The sequence below is a fragment of the Streptomyces sp. NPDC058335 genome (assembly GCF_042723915.1).
Lineage (GTDB): Bacteria > Actinomycetota > Actinomycetes > Streptomycetales > Streptomycetaceae > Streptomyces.
On the sequence record NZ_JBHXHX010000009.1, the window covers coordinates 295,533 to 311,531 of the forward strand.

The following is a 15,999-nucleotide window of genomic DNA, read 5'->3' on the forward strand; positions in this document are numbered from 1 at the left end:
TCTCGTACAGTGCCGGTATGAGCACCTCGCGTGTACTCACCTGGGACGTACCGGCGAGCCGGGGCTACGAGACCGCCTGGGCCGAACTCGACGGCGGCGTCCTGCGGGCCCGGGGGCGGGCGGTGGGGACCGTGCCGGAGACGTACTGGATCACGTACGAGCTTCAGACGTCGGACGGCTGTGTCACGCGCCTGCTGCGGGTGACGGCCGAGACCGCCGCCCGCGGCCGCAGCCTCGATCTGCGGCACGACGGGCGGGGCGGCTGGACGGCCGACGGCGAGCGGCTGCCCGCCTTCGAGGGCGCGCTCGACTGCGACCTGGGCCTGTGTCCGCTGACCAACACCTGCCGGTGCTGCGGCACGGGCTGCACCGGGCGGCGGGCGAGCGGCGGATGCTGATGGCCTGGGTGTCCGTGCCGGACCTGACCGTACGGCCGTCGTGCCAGACGTACACCCATCTGGCGCGCACGCGTGGCGGCGGGGGCCGGGTGCGGTTCGCCTCCGGAACCTTCCGCAGCGACCTGGACCTCGACGCGGACGGCTTCGTCGTCGACTGTCCGGGGCTGGCCACGCGTATCGCGGGGTGACCGGCTAGCGCTCCGTCACCTTTCCGTCGGCGACCTCCAGGCGGCGGGTGACGTGGACCGCGTCCAGCATGCGGCGGTCGTGGGTGACCAGCAGGAGGGTGCCCTCGTAGGCGTCGAGGGCCGATTCCAGCTGCTCGATCGCCGGGAGGTCCAGGTGGTTGGTGGGCTCGTCGAGGACGAGGAGGTTCACTCCCCTGCCCTGGAGGAGCGCGAGAGCGGCGCGGGTGCGCTCGCCGGGTGACAGGGTGGCCGCCGGGCGCAGCACATGGTCCGCCTTGAGGCCGAACTTGGCCAGCAGGGTGCGCACCTCCGCCGGTTCGGTGTCGGGGACGGCCGCGCCGAACGCGTCCAGCAGCGCCTCGGGGCCGTGGAACAGCTTGCGGGCCTGGTCGACCTCTCCGACCAGGACGCCCGAGCCGAGGGTGGCGTGTCCCGCGTCCAGCGGGACCCGGCCGAGGAGCGCGCCGAGCAGAGTGGACTTGCCCGCTCCGTTGGCGCCGGTCACCGCGACCCGGTCGGCCCAGTCGATCTGGAGGGTCACCGGGCCGAGGGCGAAGCCGCCGCGCCGCACCTCGGCGTCACGGAGGGTCGCCACGACGGCGCCGGAGCGCGGGGCGGACGCGATCTCCATGCGCAGGTCCCACTCCTTGCGCGGCTCGTCGACCACCTCCAGGCGTTCGATCATGCGCTGCGTCTGGCGGGCCTTCGCGGCCTGCTTCTCGCTGGCCTCGCTGCGGAACTTGCGGCCGATCTTGTCGTTGTCGTTGGCCGCCTTGCGGCGCGCGTTCTTCACGCCCTTGTCCATCCAGGAGCGCTGGGTCTGCGCGCGGTCCTGGAGCGCGGCCTTCTTGTCGGCGAACTCCTCGTAGTCGTCACGGGCGTGCCGTCGGGCCACGTCCCGCTCCTCCAGGTAGGCGTCGTAGCCGCCGCCGTAGAGCCTGATCTGCTGCTGGGCGAGGTCGAGTTCGAGGACCTTGGTGACCGTGCGGGTGAGGAACTCGCGGTCGTGGCTGACGACTACGGTGCCGGCGCGCAGGCCGGTCACGAAGCGTTCGAGGCGCTCCAGGCCGTCCAGGTCGAGGTCGTTGGTCGGCTCGTCGAGGAGGAAGACGTCGTAGCGGGACAGGAGGAGGGAGGCGAGGCCCACGCGGGCCGCCTGGCCGCCGGACAGGGAGGTCATCGGCTGGTCCAGGCCGACGCCGAGGCCGAGGGAGCCGGCGACCTCCTCGGCGCGCTCGTCGAGGTCGGCGCCGCCGAGGTCGAGCCAGCGCTCCAGGCTCGTCGCGTACGCGTCGTCGGAACCCGGCGCCCCGTCGACGAGGGCCTGGGTGGCCTCGTCCATGGTCCGCTGGGCCTCGGCGACACCGGTGCGGCGGGCGAGGAAGTCCCGCACGCTCTCGCCGGGGCGGCGCTCGGGCTCCTGGGGCAGGTGGCCGACGGTCGCGGTCGGCGGGGACAGGCGCAGTTCGCCCTGCTCCGGTGCGGTGAGCCCGGCGAGGAGCGTCAGCAGGGTGGACTTGCCGGCGCCGTTGGCTCCGACCAGCCCGATCACGTCCCCGGGGGCGACGACGAGGTCGAGCCCGGAGAAGAGGGAGCGGTCGCCGTGGCCGGCGGCGAGGTTCTTGGCGACGAGGGTGGCAGTCATCAGACGGTAGATCCTAGTCGGCCCCGCGGTGTCGGGGTCACGCCGGTTTCGCCCCGTCGCCCGGGAGGCGGTGACCGGCTACCGTCCGTGCGTGGACACTCAGCGCAGCGGCGATGTGATCGTGGTCGGGGGCGGGGTCGTCGGGCTGACGACGGCGGTCGTCCTCGCCGAGCGGGGCCGGCGGGTCCGGGTGTGGACCCGGGACCCGGTGGAGCGGACCACCTCGGCGGTCGCGGGCGCGCTGTGGTGGCCGTACCACATAGAGCCGATCGCATCGGCGCGGACCTGGGCGCTGCGCTCGCTGGAGGTGTACGAGGACCTGGCGGAGCGGCCCGGGACGACCGGGGTGCGTCTGGTCGACGGAGTGATGGGCGAGACGGACCTGGACGACGTCGAGGGCTGGGCCGTCGGCCGGCTGGCCGGGCTGCGCCGGGCGACGACGGCGGAGTACGCCGGCGGGAGCGCCGTCCGGGCCCGGCTGCCGCTGATCGACATGGCGGCCCATCTGCCCTGGCTGCGGGAGCGGCTGCGGCGTGCGGGCGGCACGGTCGAGGAGCGTACGGTCCGGGACCTGGCCGAGGCGGACGCGCCGGTGGTGGTCAACTGCACCGGCCTGGGCGCCCGCGACCTGGCCGCGGACCCCTCCGTACGGCCGGTGCGCGGGCAGTTGGTCGTCGTGGAGAACCCGGGTGTCCGCACCTGGCTCGTGTCCACCACGGCCGAGGGGGAGATGGCCTACCTCTTCCCGCAGCCGGGGCGGCTGCTGCTGGGCGGTACGGCCGAGGACGACGTGTGGTCCCTGGAGCCGGATCCGGCGGTGGCGGCGGCGATCGTCCGGCGCTGTGCGGCCCTGCGGCCGGAGGTGGCCGGGGCGCGGGTGCTGGAACACCGGGTGGGGCTGCGGCCGGTCCGGCCCGCGGTGCGGCTGGAGCGGGAGGTGCTGCCGGACGGGCGGGTGGTGGTGCACCACTACGGGCACGGCGGGGCCGGGGTGACCGTGGCGTGGGGATGCGCGGAGGAGGCGGCCGGACTGGCCGTCCCCTTCTGACCCGGCGCCCTACGGGACGCGCTGCGTATGCCGTGGGGCTTCTACGCCGTCCAGCGGCCCGGAGTCGGGCGTGGCCGTCGGCGTGCCGGCCGTGGCGGCGGCGAAGGGCCGCACGCCGCCGACGAACGGGACGCGGGCAGGGCGATTGGGTGTCGGCCGGGGCTCAGGTGATGCGGCTCCCCCGGGCCGCGCGGGCGAGAAGGTCCGGCGCCCCGATGGCGTCGGCCTCCGTCGACGGCACCGTGCAGGCGTACGCCCCCGCGATCGCACCGTACTCGGCGCATCGGTGCGGGGGTTCGCCGGTGAGGCGGCCGTAGAGGAAGGCGGCGGCGAAGGCGTCCCCGGCGCCGTTGCTGTCCACCACCGGGGCCGGGGGCGGCGCGGGCGGTACGTGGGTCAGCTCGCCGTCGGCCAGCAGGTACGCGCCCTCGGCGCCGGCCGTGGCGACGACCACCTCGGCGCGGCCCCGTTCGACGATGCGGCGCATGGTCCGCTCGGGGTCGGCCAGGGCCGCCGTGGAGAGGAGGACGATGTCGGCGGTGTGCGCGAACGGCTCGTGGTAGGGGTTCTCGCCGTCCCAGTTGTGCAGGTCGGTGGAGAGGGTCACGCCGGCCTCGCGCAGGACGGGCAGGGCGTGCGCGCAGGGGTGGGTGACGGACACGTGCGCGTGCCGGCTCGCTGCGGCGAGGGTGCGCAGGGTGTCGTCGGGGAACCGGTCGTCGGGGTGGGCGCGGCTCGTGTCGTACAGGGAGAGGCGCCGGCCGTCGGGTCCGACGAGGTTGACGGCGCGTTTGGTGCCGGCGGGCTGCGGGACCGCGGTGAGGGCGATGCCCCTGTCCTCGTGCAGGGCGCGCACCAGGTCGCCCTCGGGGTCGTCGCCGAGGAGGTCCAGGTGGTGGGTGCGCAGGCCGAGGGCGGTCAGGCCGAGCGCGACGAAGTCGCCCGTCTGTCCGGCCCGGGTGCGGACCCCACTGTCGATCATGTAGCTGTCGGCGTACGGGAGCGGCAGCTCCGGCACGTACACGATGGTGTCCACACCCGCGCCGCCCAGCACGAGCACGTCGATGTCCCGGTTCACTTCGCCCCCTCCCCGTGGTCGTAGACCGTGACCGCGATCCCCCGCTCCACCAGCCGCCCGAGGACGAGCGGCTCGACCCGGGACCACTTGCCGCCGGCCAGTCCGCAGCCCATGCGGGGCATGTGGACGGAGGCACCGAGTTCGGTGGCCTCGCCCGCCAGGCGTTCGAGCGCCGTGTCGATGGCCTCGTAGCGCACGGGGACGCCCTTGCTGCCGGTCCTGATGCCGCGCTGGCCGACCATGTTGGCCACCCACACGTACGGCTCGACCTGGACGAGCTGGACGGCGCCCAGCCCGAAGTCGTTCGCCGCGCGCTCGCGGTGCCAGGCGCGGTAGGCCTTCTCCGGCTCGGGCCAGCGGCGCGACAGCGCCAGCACGAAGCCCTTGCCCCATCCCCCGATGTCGTTGCAGACATGGGCGATCACCTTGACGCCCTTCACCGATGGCACGGTGGCGTCACCCCGTACATAAGTGATCTCCGACATGACGCCACCGTAGGCGATGCCACCGACAGTGGCTCAGGCCCGCTGCTTCGTCACTTCTCAGGGGTGATCGTCATGGACGCCCGCGGGTTTCACACCATTGGTGTGACAGCGATACTGCTGCACATGACGATCGAGACCGAGGAGCCGGCCCTCACGGTCGACGAGCTGGCCGCGCGCGCGGGGGTCACCGTGCGGACGGTGCGCTTCTACAGCACCAAGGGGCTGCTGCCGCCGCCGGTGATCGGTCCGCGCCGGGTGGGGCAGTACGGCCCGGAGCACCTCGCGCGCCTCGCGCTGATCGAGGAGTTGCAGCGGCAGGGCCTGACGCTGGCGGCGATCGAGCGCTACCTGGACCGGCTGCCGCCCGGTCTCGACGCCCACGACCTCGCCGTGCACCGGGCGGTGGTGGCGTCCTGGGCGCCGGACAGCGTGGAGACGGTGACGCGCGAGGAGCTCCAGCGGCGGGCGGGGCGGACGCTGGACGAGGAGGACGTGGAGCGGCTCGCCGCGATGGGCGTGCTGGGCGAGCGGGCCGGCGACGGCTCCTACCGCGTCGACGCCGGGCTGCTCAGGCTGGGCGTCCGCCTCCTCGCCGTACCGCTGTCGCAGGAGGCGATCCTCGCGGCCCGCAATGTTCTGGTGGACCATGCGCGGGCCGCGGCCCACGAGTTGTCGCGGCTGTTGCGGGAGGATGTGGCGGAGCGGGACGCGCGGGCGGTGCGGTCGCTGTCGGCGCACATGCAGCCGCTGGTGGTGCAGGCGCTGCTGACGGCGTTCCAGCGGTCGCTCACCCAGGAGGTGCGGGAGTGGCTCGGGGAGCCGCCGGAGTCGGACGGCTCCCCGTGACGGGCGCGGCGGCTCAGCGCCCGTCCGTGAAGGTCTCGCCCTTCTCCGCCTTCTCCACCAGCAGCGCGGGCGGGGTGAAGCGGTCGCCGTAGCGCTCGGCGAGTTCCCGCGCGCGTGCCACGAATCCGGGCAGGCCGCCGTCGTATCCGTTGATGTACTGCAGGACGCCGCCGGTCCAGCCGGGGAAGCCGATGCCGAACAGGGAGCCGATGTTGGCGTCGGCGACCGACGTCAGGACGCCTTCCTCCAGGAGCCTGACGGTGTCGAGGGCCTCGGAGAAGAGCATGCGTTCCTGCATGTCTTCGAAAGGCACCCTCTCGGAGGGGATCCGCGTGTCCTCACGGGTGAAGTGCTCGCGCAGGCCGGGCCACAGGCCGGCCCGCCTGCCGTCCTCGCCGTACTCGTAGAAGCCGGCGCCGCCGCTGCGGCCGGTGCGGCCGAACTCGTCGACCATGCGGTCGATGACGGCCTCGGCGGGGTGGCCGGGCCAGGTGCCGCCGGCCTCCTCGACGGCCCGCTTCGACTCGTTGCGGATCTTGCGTGGCAGGGTCAGCGTCAGCTCGTCCATCAGGGACAGGACCTTGGCCGGATAGCCGGCCTGGGCGGCCGCCTGCTCCACGGACGCGGGCTCGATGCCCTCGCCGACCATGGCGACGCCCTCGTTGATGAAGTGGCCGATCACCCGTGAGGTGAAGAAGCCGCGCGAGTCGTTGACGACGATCGGCGTCTTCTTGATCTGCCGGACCAGGTCGAAGGCGCGGGCGAGGGCCTCGTCGCCGGTGCGTTCGCCCCGGATGATCTCGACGAGCGGCATCTTGTCGACGGGCGAGAAGAAGTGCAGCCCGACGAAGTCGCCCTGCCGCTCGACGCCCTCGGCGAGGACGGTGATGGGGAGGGTGGAGGTGTTGGAGCAGAGCAGGGCGTCCGGCTCGACGATGTGCTGGATCTCCTGGAACACCTTGTGCTTGAGCGAGGTGTCCTCGAAGACGGCCTCGACGACGGCGTCGCAGCCCGCCAGGTCCTGCGGGTCCGCGGTGGGCGTGATGCGGGCGAGCAGCGCGTCCGCCTTCTCCTGGCTGGTACGGCCGCGGGAGACGGCCTTGGCGCAGAGCTTCTCGGAGTACGCCTTGCCCTTGACGGCCGCTTCGAGGGAGACGTCCTTGAGGACGACGTCGATGCCCGCGCGGGCGGCCGAGTAGGCGATGCCGGCGCCCATCATCCCGGCGCCGAGGACGGCCATCCTGCGGACCTGGCGGGGCGCGACGCCCTGGGGCCGGCTGACGCCGGAGTTCACGGCCTGCAGGTCGAAGAAGAAGGCCTGGATCATGTTCTTGGACGTCTGTCCCGCGGCCAGTTCCACGAAGTAGCGGGCCTCGATGACCTGCGCGGTCTCGAAGTCGACCTGGGCCCCCTCGACGGCGGCGGCGAGGATGCTGCGCGGCGCGGGGTAGGGGGCGCCGCCCGTCTGCTTGCGCAGGGTGGCGGGGAAGGCGGGCAGGTTCGCCGCGAACTTGGGGTGGGCGGGGGTGCCGCCGGGGATGCGGTAGCCGGGCCTGTCCCAGGGCTGCTGCGACGCGGGGTTGGCGTCGATGAAGGCGCGGGCCTTCGCGAGCATCTCCTCGTGGGTGTCGGCGACCTCGTCGACCAGGCCGTTCTCCAGGGCGCGCCGCGGGCTGTACTGGGTGCCCTGGAGAAGGACCTTGAGGAGGGCGTCGGCGATGCCGAGCAGACGGACCGTGCGGACGACGCCGCCGCCTCCGGGGAGCAGGCCGAGCGTGACCTCGGGGCAGCCGACCTTCGCGCCGGGGGCGTCCAGGGCGATGCGGTGGTGGCAGGCGAGGGCGAGTTCGTAACCGCCGCCGAGGGCCGCGCCGTTGAGGGCGGCGACGACGGGCTTGCCGAGGGTCTCGATGCGGCGCAGGTTGCGCTTGATCTCCAGGCCGCCGTCGAACAGTTCCTGGGCGGTTTCGGGGGTGACGCGGATCAGGTCGCGCAGGTCGCCGCCGGCGAAGAAGGTCTTCTTCGCGGAGGTGATGATGACGCCCCGGACGGTGTCCTTCTCGGCCTCCAGGCGGTCGGTGACCACCGCGAGGGAGGCGCGGAACGCCTGGTTCATGGTGTTGGCGGACTGGTCCGGGTCGTCGAGGACGAGGGTGACGAGGCCGGTGCGGTCCTGTTCCCAGCGGATGGTGGTGCTCTGTGTCATGACAGGGTCTCCGTAGAAGTCTCTTGGTTCCGCCGGGGTGGTCAGACGCGTTCGACGATCGTGGCGATGCCCATGCCGCCGCCCACACACAGGGTGGCGAGGCCGTAGCGCTTGTCCTGGCGCTCCAGTTCGTCGACGAGCGAGCCGAGGATCATGGCGCCGGTGGCGCCGAGGGGGTGGCCGAGGGCGATCGCGCCGCCGTTGACGTTGACCTTGTCCAGGGACAGGCCCATGTCCCGCACGAAGCGCAGGACGACCGCCGCGAACGCCTCGTTGATCTCGACGAGGTCGATGTCGTCGATGGTCAGGCCGGCCTTGGCGAGGGCCTTGCGGGTGGCGGGCGCGGGGCCGGTGAGCATGATCGTGGGCTCGGAGCCGGAGACGGCCACGGAGACGATCCGCGCGCGCGGGGTGAGGCCGTACCGCTCGCCGACCTCCTTGGAGCCGACCGCGACGAGCGAGGCGCCGTCGACGATGCCGGAGGAGTTGCCCGCGTGGTGGACGTGGTCGATCTTCTCCACCCAGTGGTACTTCTGGAGCGCCACGGCGTCGAAGCCGCCCAGTTCGCCGATGTCGGCGAAGGAGGGCTTGAGCTTGCCCAGGGAGTCGGCGGTGGTGCCGGGGCGCAGGTGCTCGTCGTGGTCGAGGACGACGAGGCCGCTGCGGTCCTTCACCGGCACGATCGAGCGGTCGAAGCGGCCCTCCTTGACGGCGGTGGCCGCGCGCTCCTGGGAGAGGGCGGCGTACTCGTCGACGTCCCGGCGGGAGAAGCCCTCGATGGTGGCGATGAGGTCGGCGCCGATGCCCTGCGGCACGAAGTTCACGGCGAGGTTGGTCATCGGGTCGTTGAACCAGGCGCCGCCGTCGGAGGCCATCGGCACCCGGGACATCGACTCCACGCCGCCCGCCAGGACGAGGTCCTCCCAGCCCGAACGGACCTTCATGGCGGCCAGGTTGACCGCTTCCAGGCCGGAGGCGCAGAAGCGGTTCTCCTGTACGCCCGCCACGGTGTCCGGCAGTCCGGCGGCGATCGCCGCGATCCGGGCGATGTCGGAGCCCTGGTCGCCGACCGGGCCGACGACGCCGAGCACGACGTCGTCGATCGCGGCCGGGTCCAGGCTCGGGAAGCGCTCGCGCAGCTCGTGGATGAGCCCGACGACGAGGTCGATGGGCTTCGTGCCGTGCAGGGCGCCGCCTGCCTTGCCGCGCCCGCGCGGGGTGCGGATCGCGTCGTAGACGTACGCTTCGGTGCTCACGGGGAGGCCTTTCGGTGAGGGTCGGGGAGCTGGGGGTCTCGGGTTTCGGCGAGCCGGGGCACGTCCCAGTCGCGGGCGACGGCGGCCGTGTCGGCGCCTGGCCGCGCGGGCCCGCCGCGCACGGCGGTGGGGGTCGCGGAGAAGCGGGGGGCGGGGGCGGGCTGGGTGATACCGCCGTGGTCGGTGAAGGTGCCGCGGGCGGCGAGGTGCGGGTGGTGCGGGGCCTCGCGAAGCGACAGCACGGGCGCCACACAGGCGTCGGTGCCGTCGAAGACGGCTGTCCACTCGTCGCGGGTGCGGGACGTGAAACCGGCCGCGACGGCCTCACGCAGGTCGCCCCAGCGGGTCGGGTCCGTGCGGGCGTCGTCGAAGCCGTCGATGCCGAGGAGGCGCAGGAACTCGTCGTAGAACCGCGGCTCCAGGGCGCCGACGGCCATGTGGCCGCCGTCGGCGGTCTCGTAGGTGCCGTAGTAGGGGCAGCCGCCGTCGAGGAGGTTGGCGGCGCGGTGGTCCTGCCAGCCGCCGGCCGAGAGCATGCCGTGGATCATGGCGGAGAGGTGGGCGGTGCCGTCCACGATGGCGGCGTCGACGACCTGCCCGGTGCCCGTGGCGCGCGCGTGGTGCAGGGCGGCGAGGACGCCGACGACGAGGTAGAGGGAGCCGCCGGCGTAGTCGCCGAGCAGGTTGGCGGGGGCGGGCGGCGGGGTGCCAGGGGCGCCGATCATGCCGAGGGTGCCGGTGAGGGCGATGTAGGCGATGTCGTGACCGGCCCGCTGGGAGAGGGGGCCGTCCTGGCCCCAGCCGGTCATCCGGCCGTAGACGAGCCGGGGGTTGCGGGCGTGGCAGGCCTCGGGGCCGACGCCGAGGCGCTCGGCGACGCCGGGGCGGTTGCCCTCGATGAGCACGTCGGCGCGGGCGGCGAGGTCGAGCACGCGCGCGGGGCCGTCCGGTGCCTTCAGGTCGACGAGCACCGAGCGCTTGTTGCGGTTGGTGACGTCGTGGGCGGGGTCGATGCCGAGGGAGGAGCCGCCGGGGCGGTCCACCCGGACGACGTCGGCGCCGAGGTCGGCCAGCAGCATGGCCGCGAAGGGGCCGGGCCCGATGCCGGCCAGCTCGACCACGCGCACCCCGGCGAGCGGGCCGTGCCCCGCCGTGTCTGCCGTCGTCGTCATCCAGCCCCCTTGCTGTGACACAACCGATGTAACACCAGTGATGCTAAGAACGTGTTCCAGTGGACACAAGACATGGCGAGCAAGCGCTTGGCCAGGGTGCGCCGGCCGGGTCCCGGTCCGGGAGTCCCGTCCGCCCCCCTCAAGGAGCGTCGAGTTCCGTCGTGCGCCGCTTCGGGGCGATCGTGCGGTAGCTCTCCTCGACCCAGTCGCACAGCAGCTCGGCCGCGGGGGCGCCCTCCCCCGCCAGCGGGACGCTCACCCACCCCGCTCTGCCGAGGCCGTACCCGGCCGGCGCGGCGCCCGGGGAGGCCAGCGCGTGGGCGTGGGCCGTCTCGTCCTTCAGCTTGACCGTGAGGCCGAGCGGGTGGCTGCCGTCGGTGACGCCGAGGAAGACGAACACCTTCCGGTCGACCTTGGCGACGGTCTCACCCCACGGGAACTCCTCGGTCGCACCCGGCAGGCCGAGCGCGAAGCGGCGTACTCTCTCCCATTTCCTCAGGGCGTTCCTGTCCACGGCCACCTGCTGCCTCCGGGCTCGTCGTCGGGCTCCGCACTGCTCACGCTAGCCTCAGCCACCGACAGCGGCGCGGGCTGCGAGACCAAGGGGTGTCATGAGCAGGATGAAAATGACGGACCGTCCGTACGACCTCGTGCTCTTCGGGGCGACCGGCTTCGTCGGGACGCTCACCGCCGAGTACCTCGCGGCCCACGCGCCCGCGGATCTGCGCTGGGCGCTGGCCGGCCGCGACGAGGAGAAGCTGCGGCAGCTGCGGGACGGACTGCCGGGCGGCGCGGAGCCCGGTGTGCTGCGGGCGGACGTGTCCGACCCGGCGTCGCTGCGCGCCCTCGCCGAGCACGCGCGCGTGGTCGCGACGACCGTCGGCCCCTATGTGGCGTACGGCGAGGAACTGGTGGCCGCCTGCGCGGACGCCGGCAGCGACTATCTCGACCTGACCGGTGAGCCGGAGTTCGTGGACCTGATGTACGTCCGGCACGACGCACGCGCGCGGGAGACGGGCGCCCGGCTGGTGCACGCGTGCGGGTTCGACTCCGTCCCGCACGACCTGGGCGCGTACTTCACCGTCCGGCAGCTCCCGGAGGGCGTGCCGCTGACCGTGGACGGCTATGTGAGCGCCGACGCCACCTTCTCCGGCGGCACGTTCGCCTCCGCGCTCGGCCAGTTCGCCCGCGGTCGGCAGATGGTCACCGCGGCCCGCGAACGGCACCGGCACGAACCCCGGCTGGTGGGCCGCCGGGCCACGGCACCGCTGGGGACGCCACGGTTCGCCCCGGAGGTCGATGCCTGGGCGCTCCCCCTGCCGACGATCGACCCGCAGATCGTGCGCCGGTCGGCGCAGGCCCTGGAGCGTTACGGCCCCGACTTCCGCTACCGCCACTACGCGGCCGTACGACGGCTGCCGGTCGCGGTGGGCGGGACCGCGGCCGTCGGTGCGCTGTTCGCCGCCGCCCAGGTGCCACCCGCCCGGCGGTGGCTGTCGGACCGGCTGAAGCCCGGTGCGGGGCCGAGCGCCGAGAAGCGGGCGCGCAGCTGGTTCTCCGTCCGGTTCGTGGGCGAGGGCGGCGGCCGGCGGGTGTGCACGGAGGTCTCCGGCGGGGACCCCGGCTACGACGAGACGGCGAAGATGTTCGCCGAGGCGGCGCTGTCCCTGGCCTTCGACGACCTGCCGGAGACGGCCGGGCAGGTCACGACGGCGGTGGCGATGGGTGACGCGCTGACCGAACGGCTGCGCGCGGCGGGCATCCGCTTCCGGGTGGCGGCGAGCCGCTGACCGAGGGGCCGGTCCGGGTCCCGTCGGCCTAGACCGGCCACTCCACCAGGGTGTAGATCATCCCGGCGATCCAGCCGAGTCCGGCCAGGACGGCGAGGACCAGCGCCGCGTTCACGGCGCGCTCGACGGGCCGGTCGGGGTCGGCGAGGGGCTTCGGGGCTCGGTGCGTCGTCATGCGGCCAGCCTGTCGGCCGCGCACCGGGCGGCACATCCGTACAGGTACTCAGTTCGGCGCACTCGTGCCCCATCCCGTCGACGGCCCCGGCGTGACCCGGATTTGAGACTTCTGACCTCCTTCCCCCCGTGTTTCGGGTGCTGTTGGGACGCAAAGTGCCAAGAAGCACTTCAATGAAACGATGGAAGGGCGCGAGCGGAGGGAGGTGAGCTGCGTGAAGTTCGTTCTCGAAGTCGCCCTGGACGAGGGGGCGTCGGCCCAGGACCGGGCCCGTGAGCTGGGGCGTGTCCTGCGGTACTGGGGCGGGAACCTCGGCCACTACGCCCTGGAGCCCGGCGACGGGTCGCCGGTGTACGACTCGGAGTACCGCGAGGTCGGTCAGTGGCGGGTGGCCGACTCCTGAGGCATCCCCTGAGGCGCCTCCTGAAGGGCTTCCTTCAGCGCCCTGCGGCACAGCGCGTCCGCCCGCCGGGTCGACTCCGGCAGGCGGAACTCCGGGGCGAGGGCCAGGGTGTGGGCGCAGGCGTTGTCCAGGCTCACCCGGTGGCCGACGGACACGAAGACCGGTTTGACGCCCGCACGGGTGCGCAGGGCGCGGCCGACCTCGTCGTCACCGGCGAGCAGCGGTGCCGTCGACCCGCGCGCGGCGGCCGGGTCGGCGTACGTGAAGGTGAACGGGTTCTTGGCGACGCCGATCGTCGGCAGGCCGGTGAGAACCCCGAGGTGGCTGGCCAGGCCGAAGCGGCGGGGGTGGGCGAGGCCGTAGCCGTCGCAGACGACCAGGCCGGGTTCGCAGGGCAGGGCGTCCAGGGCGGCGAGCACGGTGGGGATCTCCCGGAAGGCGAGCAGGCCGGGGACGTACGGGAAGGAGATCCGCCCCACGGCGGTGGCCTCGGCGACCACGTCGAGGCTCGCCGCGTCCAGCACGACGGCGGCCGCCACCACGACGTCGCGCTCGTCGTCGTAGGCGACGTCGACCCCGGTCACGTGCCCGGTGCCGGGCGGCGGCCCGGGTTCGTCCAGCACCAACCCGGCCCGGAGTTCGTCCTGGACGGCGCGGGCCTCTTCCTCGGTGGCGGGCCGGCCCGCCGGAATGCTTACGGTCCTCATGGTGGGGACGAGCCTACGGGGCGGCCCCCGGGCGGCGTAGGCTCGCGATCATGTTCGTACTGGAACTGACCTACACCGCACCGCTCGACGCCGTGGACGCCGTACTCCCGGACCATGTCGCCTGGCTCGAGGAGCAGTACGCGCGCGGGGCGTTCCTGGCGTCCGGGCGCAAGAACCCCCGCGACGGCGGGGTGATCGTCGCCGTCGCGGAGGACCGGGCCCGGATCGAGGAACTCACGGCGGGCGATCCCTTCGTCCTGGCCGGCGTGTGCGCGTACCGGGTCACGGAGTTCGAGGCCACGAAGACGGCGCCCGAGCTGGAGCGGTACCGGGTCACGCCCGGCTGAGCGGGCCGCGCCGTCAGTCCTTGCCGAGGGCGCGTCGCAGCTGGCTCTTGTTCATGTCCGAACGGCCGTGGACGCCGCGCCGCTTGGCCTCCTCGTACAGCTGGTCGTACGTGGGCCCCTGGGAGCCCTTCCCGGACCGCCGGCCGCCCCGCTCGCCGGACGACATGTCCTGCGTGGAGGTGCGGCTCGCGGTCTTCGACTCGCCGGACCGGGCGCGCTCCTTGTTCACCGTGCGGGAGGCGATCTCCTTCGCCCGGCCGGCACTCTCCCCCCGCTCCTGCGCGCTTTCCTTGATGTGCTGGTACTGGCGCTCCCGCTTGGGGCTGGAACCGCGTGGCATGTGCGCTCACTTCCTTTCGTGTCCGCCCCGGCCGGGTACCCAAACGGCTATCGCTCCAGCCGTGCCACCCGCCCCTGTTCGCCGGCGGCCCAGCAGCCACGGTCGGGGGTGCAGTCGACGGTGTCGTACGAGCCGGTGTCGAGCGTGCGCCAGGTGCGGCCGGCGTCCGTGGTCAGGTCGGTGCCGGTCGGGCCGACCGCGAGGGCGGCGGTACGGCTGTGCGGCAGCCAGGCGACGCCGGAGCGGTAGGCGGGCGGGGGCGTGCCGGCGGGCCGCCAGGTGCGACCGGCGTCGCCGGTCGTCGCGGCGGCCGACGGGGAGGGCCGGTCGGCGCGGTGGTCGCCGCCGACCGCGAGGCCGTGGCCGCGGTCGCGGAAGGCGAGTGCGAACACCCCGCGCGCGGGGTCGCCCGCCGGGATCGGGGCGTCGGTGACCGTCCAGGTCAGTCCCCGGTCCGCGGAGTGCAGCACGCGCGCGCGTGCGGCGCCGCCGGTGGCCAGCCACACGTCGCGGGAACCGGCCGACACCAGGCACTGGCCGCTCGCCGCGAAGCCCGCCTCGCCCGGCAGGGCCGACGGCATGCCCGCGTCCGGCAGCACCGTCCAGGAGCGGCCGCCGTCGCTGGTCGACAGGATGCGGAACCGGCCGTCCACGGGGTCGCTCATCGCCAGGCCGTGGCGGCGGTCGAAGAAGGTCAGGCAGTCGTAGAAGGCCCGTGCGTCGGTGTTGCGGAAGGACTCCGTCCAGGTCGCCCCGCCGTCGTCGGTGCGGTACACGCGGGAGGCCTCGCCCTCACCGATGGCCAGCACCACGGCGTGCCGTGCGTCGAACGCCTCGACGTCCCGGAACTGGAGGTCGGCGGCGCCGGGCGGGGAGACGTTCCGCCAGCTCGCGCCGCCGTCCGTGGTGCGCAGGACGGTGCCCTGCGTGCCGGCCACCCAGGCGGTGTCCCGGTCGACCGCGGCCAGCCCGCGGAAACGGACGGCGGGGGTGCCGGTGTCCTTGAGCGCCCACGCGGGCGCGTGGCCTCCGGGCCCGGCCTGGTGGGCCTGCGCGGGTACGGCCGTCAGCACGGCCAGCGCCGCCGCGCAGACCGCTCCCGCCGCGGCCGTCCGCCCCGCGCGCCTCGCCGGTGCCGTCCGTACCGTGCCTGTCCTGCGCCGCGTCTTCCCCAAGGGCCTCATGGCGGGCGAAGCTAGTCCACCGCTTCGGTGGCGTCCAGATGCCCGCGATCACCTCAACGGCCCGACGGGGCACAGCGGGAGAGGTGAGTCACTCCTGTGCATGAAAGGCGGTGACCGAGGTCACTCGGTCTTCGTGTGCACGGATCGGCCGGTTCCGGCGTCTCTTCCAGTGTCCGGCCCCACCCGTCCGCAAGTTCGCCCCGCCGTCACAAGGGAGCAAGGCGTTGTCCATCGTCATCGAGCAGCCCGTCGAGGCGCGCCTGGTCGCCGCCGCGCCTCGGATGCAGAGCATCCCCGCCACACTGCACTACGACCGGCGTGATCCCTTCGCCGTCCGCATGACCTTCCCCGCCCCGGCCACCCTGGAGGGCGTGGACGTCTGCTGGACGTTCGCCCGCGACCTGCTCACCGCGGGCCTGCACGACGCCGAGGGCGACGGAGACGTCCGCGTGCGGCCGTACGGCTACGACCGGACCGTGCTGGAGTTCCACGCGCCCGAGGGCACCGCGATCGTGCATGTGCACTCGTCGGAGATCCGGCGGTTCCTCCAGGCCACCAGCGAGCTGGTGCCGGCCGGTCTGGAGCACCTCCAGCTCGACCTGGACCACGACCTCGCGGAGCTGATGCGGGACGCCTGTTAATCCGTTGACAGCCCTTCCCGGCCGCTCCTACGGTGTGGAACGCATCTGTTGCCGCCGATAGGAGAAGGACGTTGCTCGTCTGAGGTCCTG

17 protein-coding genes and 1 pseudogene are annotated in these 15,999 nt (G+C 73.6%); 7 read left to right on the forward strand and 11 right to left on the reverse strand.

From position 1 onward, the window contains the following. The first annotated feature begins 17 nt into the window (after positions 1–17). A pseudogene (locus tag ACFWJX_RS20265) lies at positions 18–586 on the forward strand (putative glycolipid-binding domain-containing protein). Positions 587–590: 4 nt separating this feature from the next. On the opposite strand, the gene ACFWJX_RS20270 reads toward ACFWJX_RS20265, so the two are convergent. Further along, positions 591–2,231, reverse strand: a complete 1,641-nt coding sequence (locus ACFWJX_RS20270) for an ABC-F family ATP-binding cassette domain-containing protein (RefSeq protein ID WP_383244790.1) — start codon at positions 2,229–2,231, stop codon at positions 591–593. Positions 2,232–2,322: 91 nt separating this feature from the next. Between ACFWJX_RS20270 and ACFWJX_RS20275 the strand changes: the two genes are divergently transcribed. Further along, positions 2,323–3,279 carry an FAD-dependent oxidoreductase gene (locus ACFWJX_RS20275; protein WP_383244795.1) on the forward strand — a complete coding sequence of 319 codons (957 nt, stop codon included), beginning with the start codon at positions 2,323–2,325 and terminating at the stop codon, positions 3,277–3,279. A gap of 163 nt (positions 3,280–3,442) precedes the next feature. Here ACFWJX_RS20275 and ACFWJX_RS20280 read toward each other — a convergent pair whose 3' ends face one another. Then, complete coding sequence (locus ACFWJX_RS20280; RefSeq protein ID WP_383244798.1) at positions 3,443–4,357, reverse strand: PfkB family carbohydrate kinase; 915 nt, start codon at positions 4,355–4,357, stop codon at positions 3,443–3,445. Then, positions 4,354–4,842, reverse strand: coding sequence for a macro domain-containing protein (locus ACFWJX_RS20285; RefSeq protein ID WP_383244801.1), 489 nt, complete (start codon positions 4,840–4,842; stop codon positions 4,354–4,356). The genes ACFWJX_RS20280 and ACFWJX_RS20285 overlap by 4 nt, the downstream gene beginning before the upstream one ends. Before the next feature lie 123 nt (positions 4,843–4,965). On the opposite strand from ACFWJX_RS20285, the gene ACFWJX_RS20290 reads away from it, so the two are divergent. Then, on the forward strand, positions 4,966–5,688 hold the full coding sequence (locus tag ACFWJX_RS20290; protein WP_383244803.1) for a MerR family transcriptional regulator: 723 nt from the start codon (positions 4,966–4,968) through the stop codon (positions 5,686–5,688). 13 nt (positions 5,689–5,701) lie between these two features. On the opposite strand, the gene ACFWJX_RS20295 is transcribed toward ACFWJX_RS20290, so the two are convergent. From ACFWJX_RS20295 to ACFWJX_RS20310, 4 genes are all read right to left on the reverse strand, one after another. Further along, positions 5,702–7,894, reverse strand: coding sequence for a 3-hydroxyacyl-CoA dehydrogenase NAD-binding domain-containing protein (locus ACFWJX_RS20295; RefSeq protein WP_383244806.1), 2,193 nt, complete (start codon positions 7,892–7,894; stop codon positions 5,702–5,704). 41 nt (positions 7,895–7,935) lie between these two features. Further along, positions 7,936–9,150, reverse strand: coding sequence for an acetyl-CoA C-acetyltransferase (locus ACFWJX_RS20300; protein ID WP_383244809.1), 1,215 nt, complete (start codon positions 9,148–9,150; stop codon positions 7,936–7,938). After that, complete coding sequence (locus ACFWJX_RS20305) at positions 9,147–10,322, reverse strand: CaiB/BaiF CoA transferase family protein (RefSeq protein WP_383244812.1); 1,176 nt, start codon at positions 10,320–10,322, stop codon at positions 9,147–9,149. Before ACFWJX_RS20305 ends, ACFWJX_RS20300 begins: the two co-directional genes overlap by 4 nt. A gap of 139 nt (positions 10,323–10,461) precedes the next feature. Further along, a complete protein-coding gene (locus ACFWJX_RS20310; RefSeq protein WP_383244814.1) occupies positions 10,462–10,842 on the reverse strand; it encodes an MmcQ/YjbR family DNA-binding protein in 381 nt (126 codons plus the stop codon). A gap of 91 nt (positions 10,843–10,933) precedes the next feature. On the opposite strand from ACFWJX_RS20310, the gene ACFWJX_RS20315 reads away from it, so the two are divergent. Beyond that, complete coding sequence (locus ACFWJX_RS20315; protein WP_383244817.1) at positions 10,934–12,112, forward strand: saccharopine dehydrogenase family protein; 1,179 nt, start codon at positions 10,934–10,936, stop codon at positions 12,110–12,112. A 28-nt stretch (positions 12,113–12,140) separates the two neighbouring features. On the opposite strand, the gene mmpA is transcribed toward ACFWJX_RS20315, so the two are convergent. Then, positions 12,141–12,287: a morphogenic membrane protein MmpA gene (gene mmpA / locus ACFWJX_RS20320; protein WP_094102551.1), complete on the reverse strand. Its 147-nt coding sequence runs from the start codon at positions 12,285–12,287 to the stop codon at positions 12,141–12,143. Positions 12,288–12,501: 214 nt separating this feature from the next. Between mmpA and ACFWJX_RS20325 the strand changes: the two genes are divergently transcribed. Further along, on the forward strand, positions 12,502–12,690 hold the full coding sequence (locus ACFWJX_RS20325) for a hypothetical protein (RefSeq protein ID WP_086771178.1): 189 nt from the start codon (positions 12,502–12,504) through the stop codon (positions 12,688–12,690). Here the strand turns inward: ACFWJX_RS20325 and ACFWJX_RS20330 are convergent. After that, the gene (locus tag ACFWJX_RS20330) at positions 12,666–13,397 is read right to left on the reverse strand and encodes an endonuclease V (protein WP_383244822.1); all 732 of its coding nucleotides are present in this window, start codon (positions 13,395–13,397) and stop codon (positions 12,666–12,668) included. The two genes, ACFWJX_RS20325 and ACFWJX_RS20330, sit on opposite strands and share 25 nt — an antisense overlap. Before the next feature lie 50 nt (positions 13,398–13,447). On the opposite strand from ACFWJX_RS20330, the gene ACFWJX_RS20335 reads away from it, so the two are divergent. Continuing rightward, positions 13,448–13,744, forward strand: a complete 297-nt coding sequence (locus ACFWJX_RS20335) for a YciI family protein (RefSeq protein WP_383244825.1) — start codon at positions 13,448–13,450, stop codon at positions 13,742–13,744. 13 nt (positions 13,745–13,757) lie between these two features. Here the strand turns inward: ACFWJX_RS20335 and ACFWJX_RS20340 are convergent, their stop codons facing one another. Together ACFWJX_RS20340 and ACFWJX_RS20345 are read right to left on the reverse strand one after the other, a co-directional pair. Further along, entirely contained in the window at positions 13,758–14,084 is a 327-nt protein-coding gene (locus tag ACFWJX_RS20340) for a plasmid stabilization protein (RefSeq protein WP_383244828.1), read from the reverse strand. Between the two features lie 47 nt (positions 14,085–14,131). Next, positions 14,132–15,268: a WD40/YVTN/BNR-like repeat-containing protein gene (locus tag ACFWJX_RS20345; RefSeq protein WP_383244831.1), complete on the reverse strand. Its 1,137-nt coding sequence runs from the start codon at positions 15,266–15,268 to the stop codon at positions 14,132–14,134. A 224-nt stretch (positions 15,269–15,492) separates the two neighbouring features. On the opposite strand from ACFWJX_RS20345, the gene ACFWJX_RS20350 reads away from it, so the two are divergent. Continuing rightward, positions 15,493–15,909 carry an SsgA family sporulation/cell division regulator gene (locus ACFWJX_RS20350; RefSeq protein ID WP_383244834.1) on the forward strand — a complete coding sequence of 139 codons (417 nt, stop codon included), beginning with the start codon at positions 15,493–15,495 and terminating at the stop codon, positions 15,907–15,909. Positions 15,910–15,999 lie beyond the last annotated feature (90 nt).

Coding starts and splice junctions, on each gene's coding strand:
- ACFWJX_RS20270 (WP_383244790.1), bottom strand. CDS start 2,231: ATGACTGCCACCCTCGTCGCCAAGAACCTCGCCGCCGGCCACGGCGAC.
- mmpA (WP_094102551.1), bottom strand. CDS start 12,287: ATGACGACGCACCGAGCCCCGAAGCCCCTCGCCGACCCCGACCGGCCC.
- ACFWJX_RS20295 (WP_383244806.1), bottom strand. CDS start 7,894: ATGACACAGAGCACCACCATCCGCTGGGAACAGGACCGCACCGGCCTC.
- ACFWJX_RS20290 (WP_383244803.1), top strand. CDS start 4,966: ATGACGATCGAGACCGAGGAGCCGGCCCTCACGGTCGACGAGCTGGCC.
- ACFWJX_RS20315 (WP_383244817.1), top strand. CDS start 10,934: ATGAGCAGGATGAAAATGACGGACCGTCCGTACGACCTCGTGCTCTTC.
- ACFWJX_RS20345 (WP_383244831.1), bottom strand. CDS start 15,268: ATGAGGCCCTTGGGGAAGACGCGGCGCAGGACAGGCACGGTACGGACG.
- ACFWJX_RS20340 (WP_383244828.1), bottom strand. CDS start 14,084: ATGCCACGCGGTTCCAGCCCCAAGCGGGAGCGCCAGTACCAGCACATC.
- ACFWJX_RS20285 (WP_383244801.1), bottom strand. CDS start 4,842: ATGTCGGAGATCACTTATGTACGGGGTGACGCCACCGTGCCATCGGTG.
- ACFWJX_RS20330 (WP_383244822.1), bottom strand. CDS start 13,397: ATGAGGACCGTAAGCATTCCGGCGGGCCGGCCCGCCACCGAGGAAGAG.
- ACFWJX_RS20305 (WP_383244812.1), bottom strand. CDS start 10,322: ATGACGACGACGGCAGACACGGCGGGGCACGGCCCGCTCGCCGGGGTG.
- ACFWJX_RS20335 (WP_383244825.1), top strand. CDS start 13,448: ATGTTCGTACTGGAACTGACCTACACCGCACCGCTCGACGCCGTGGAC.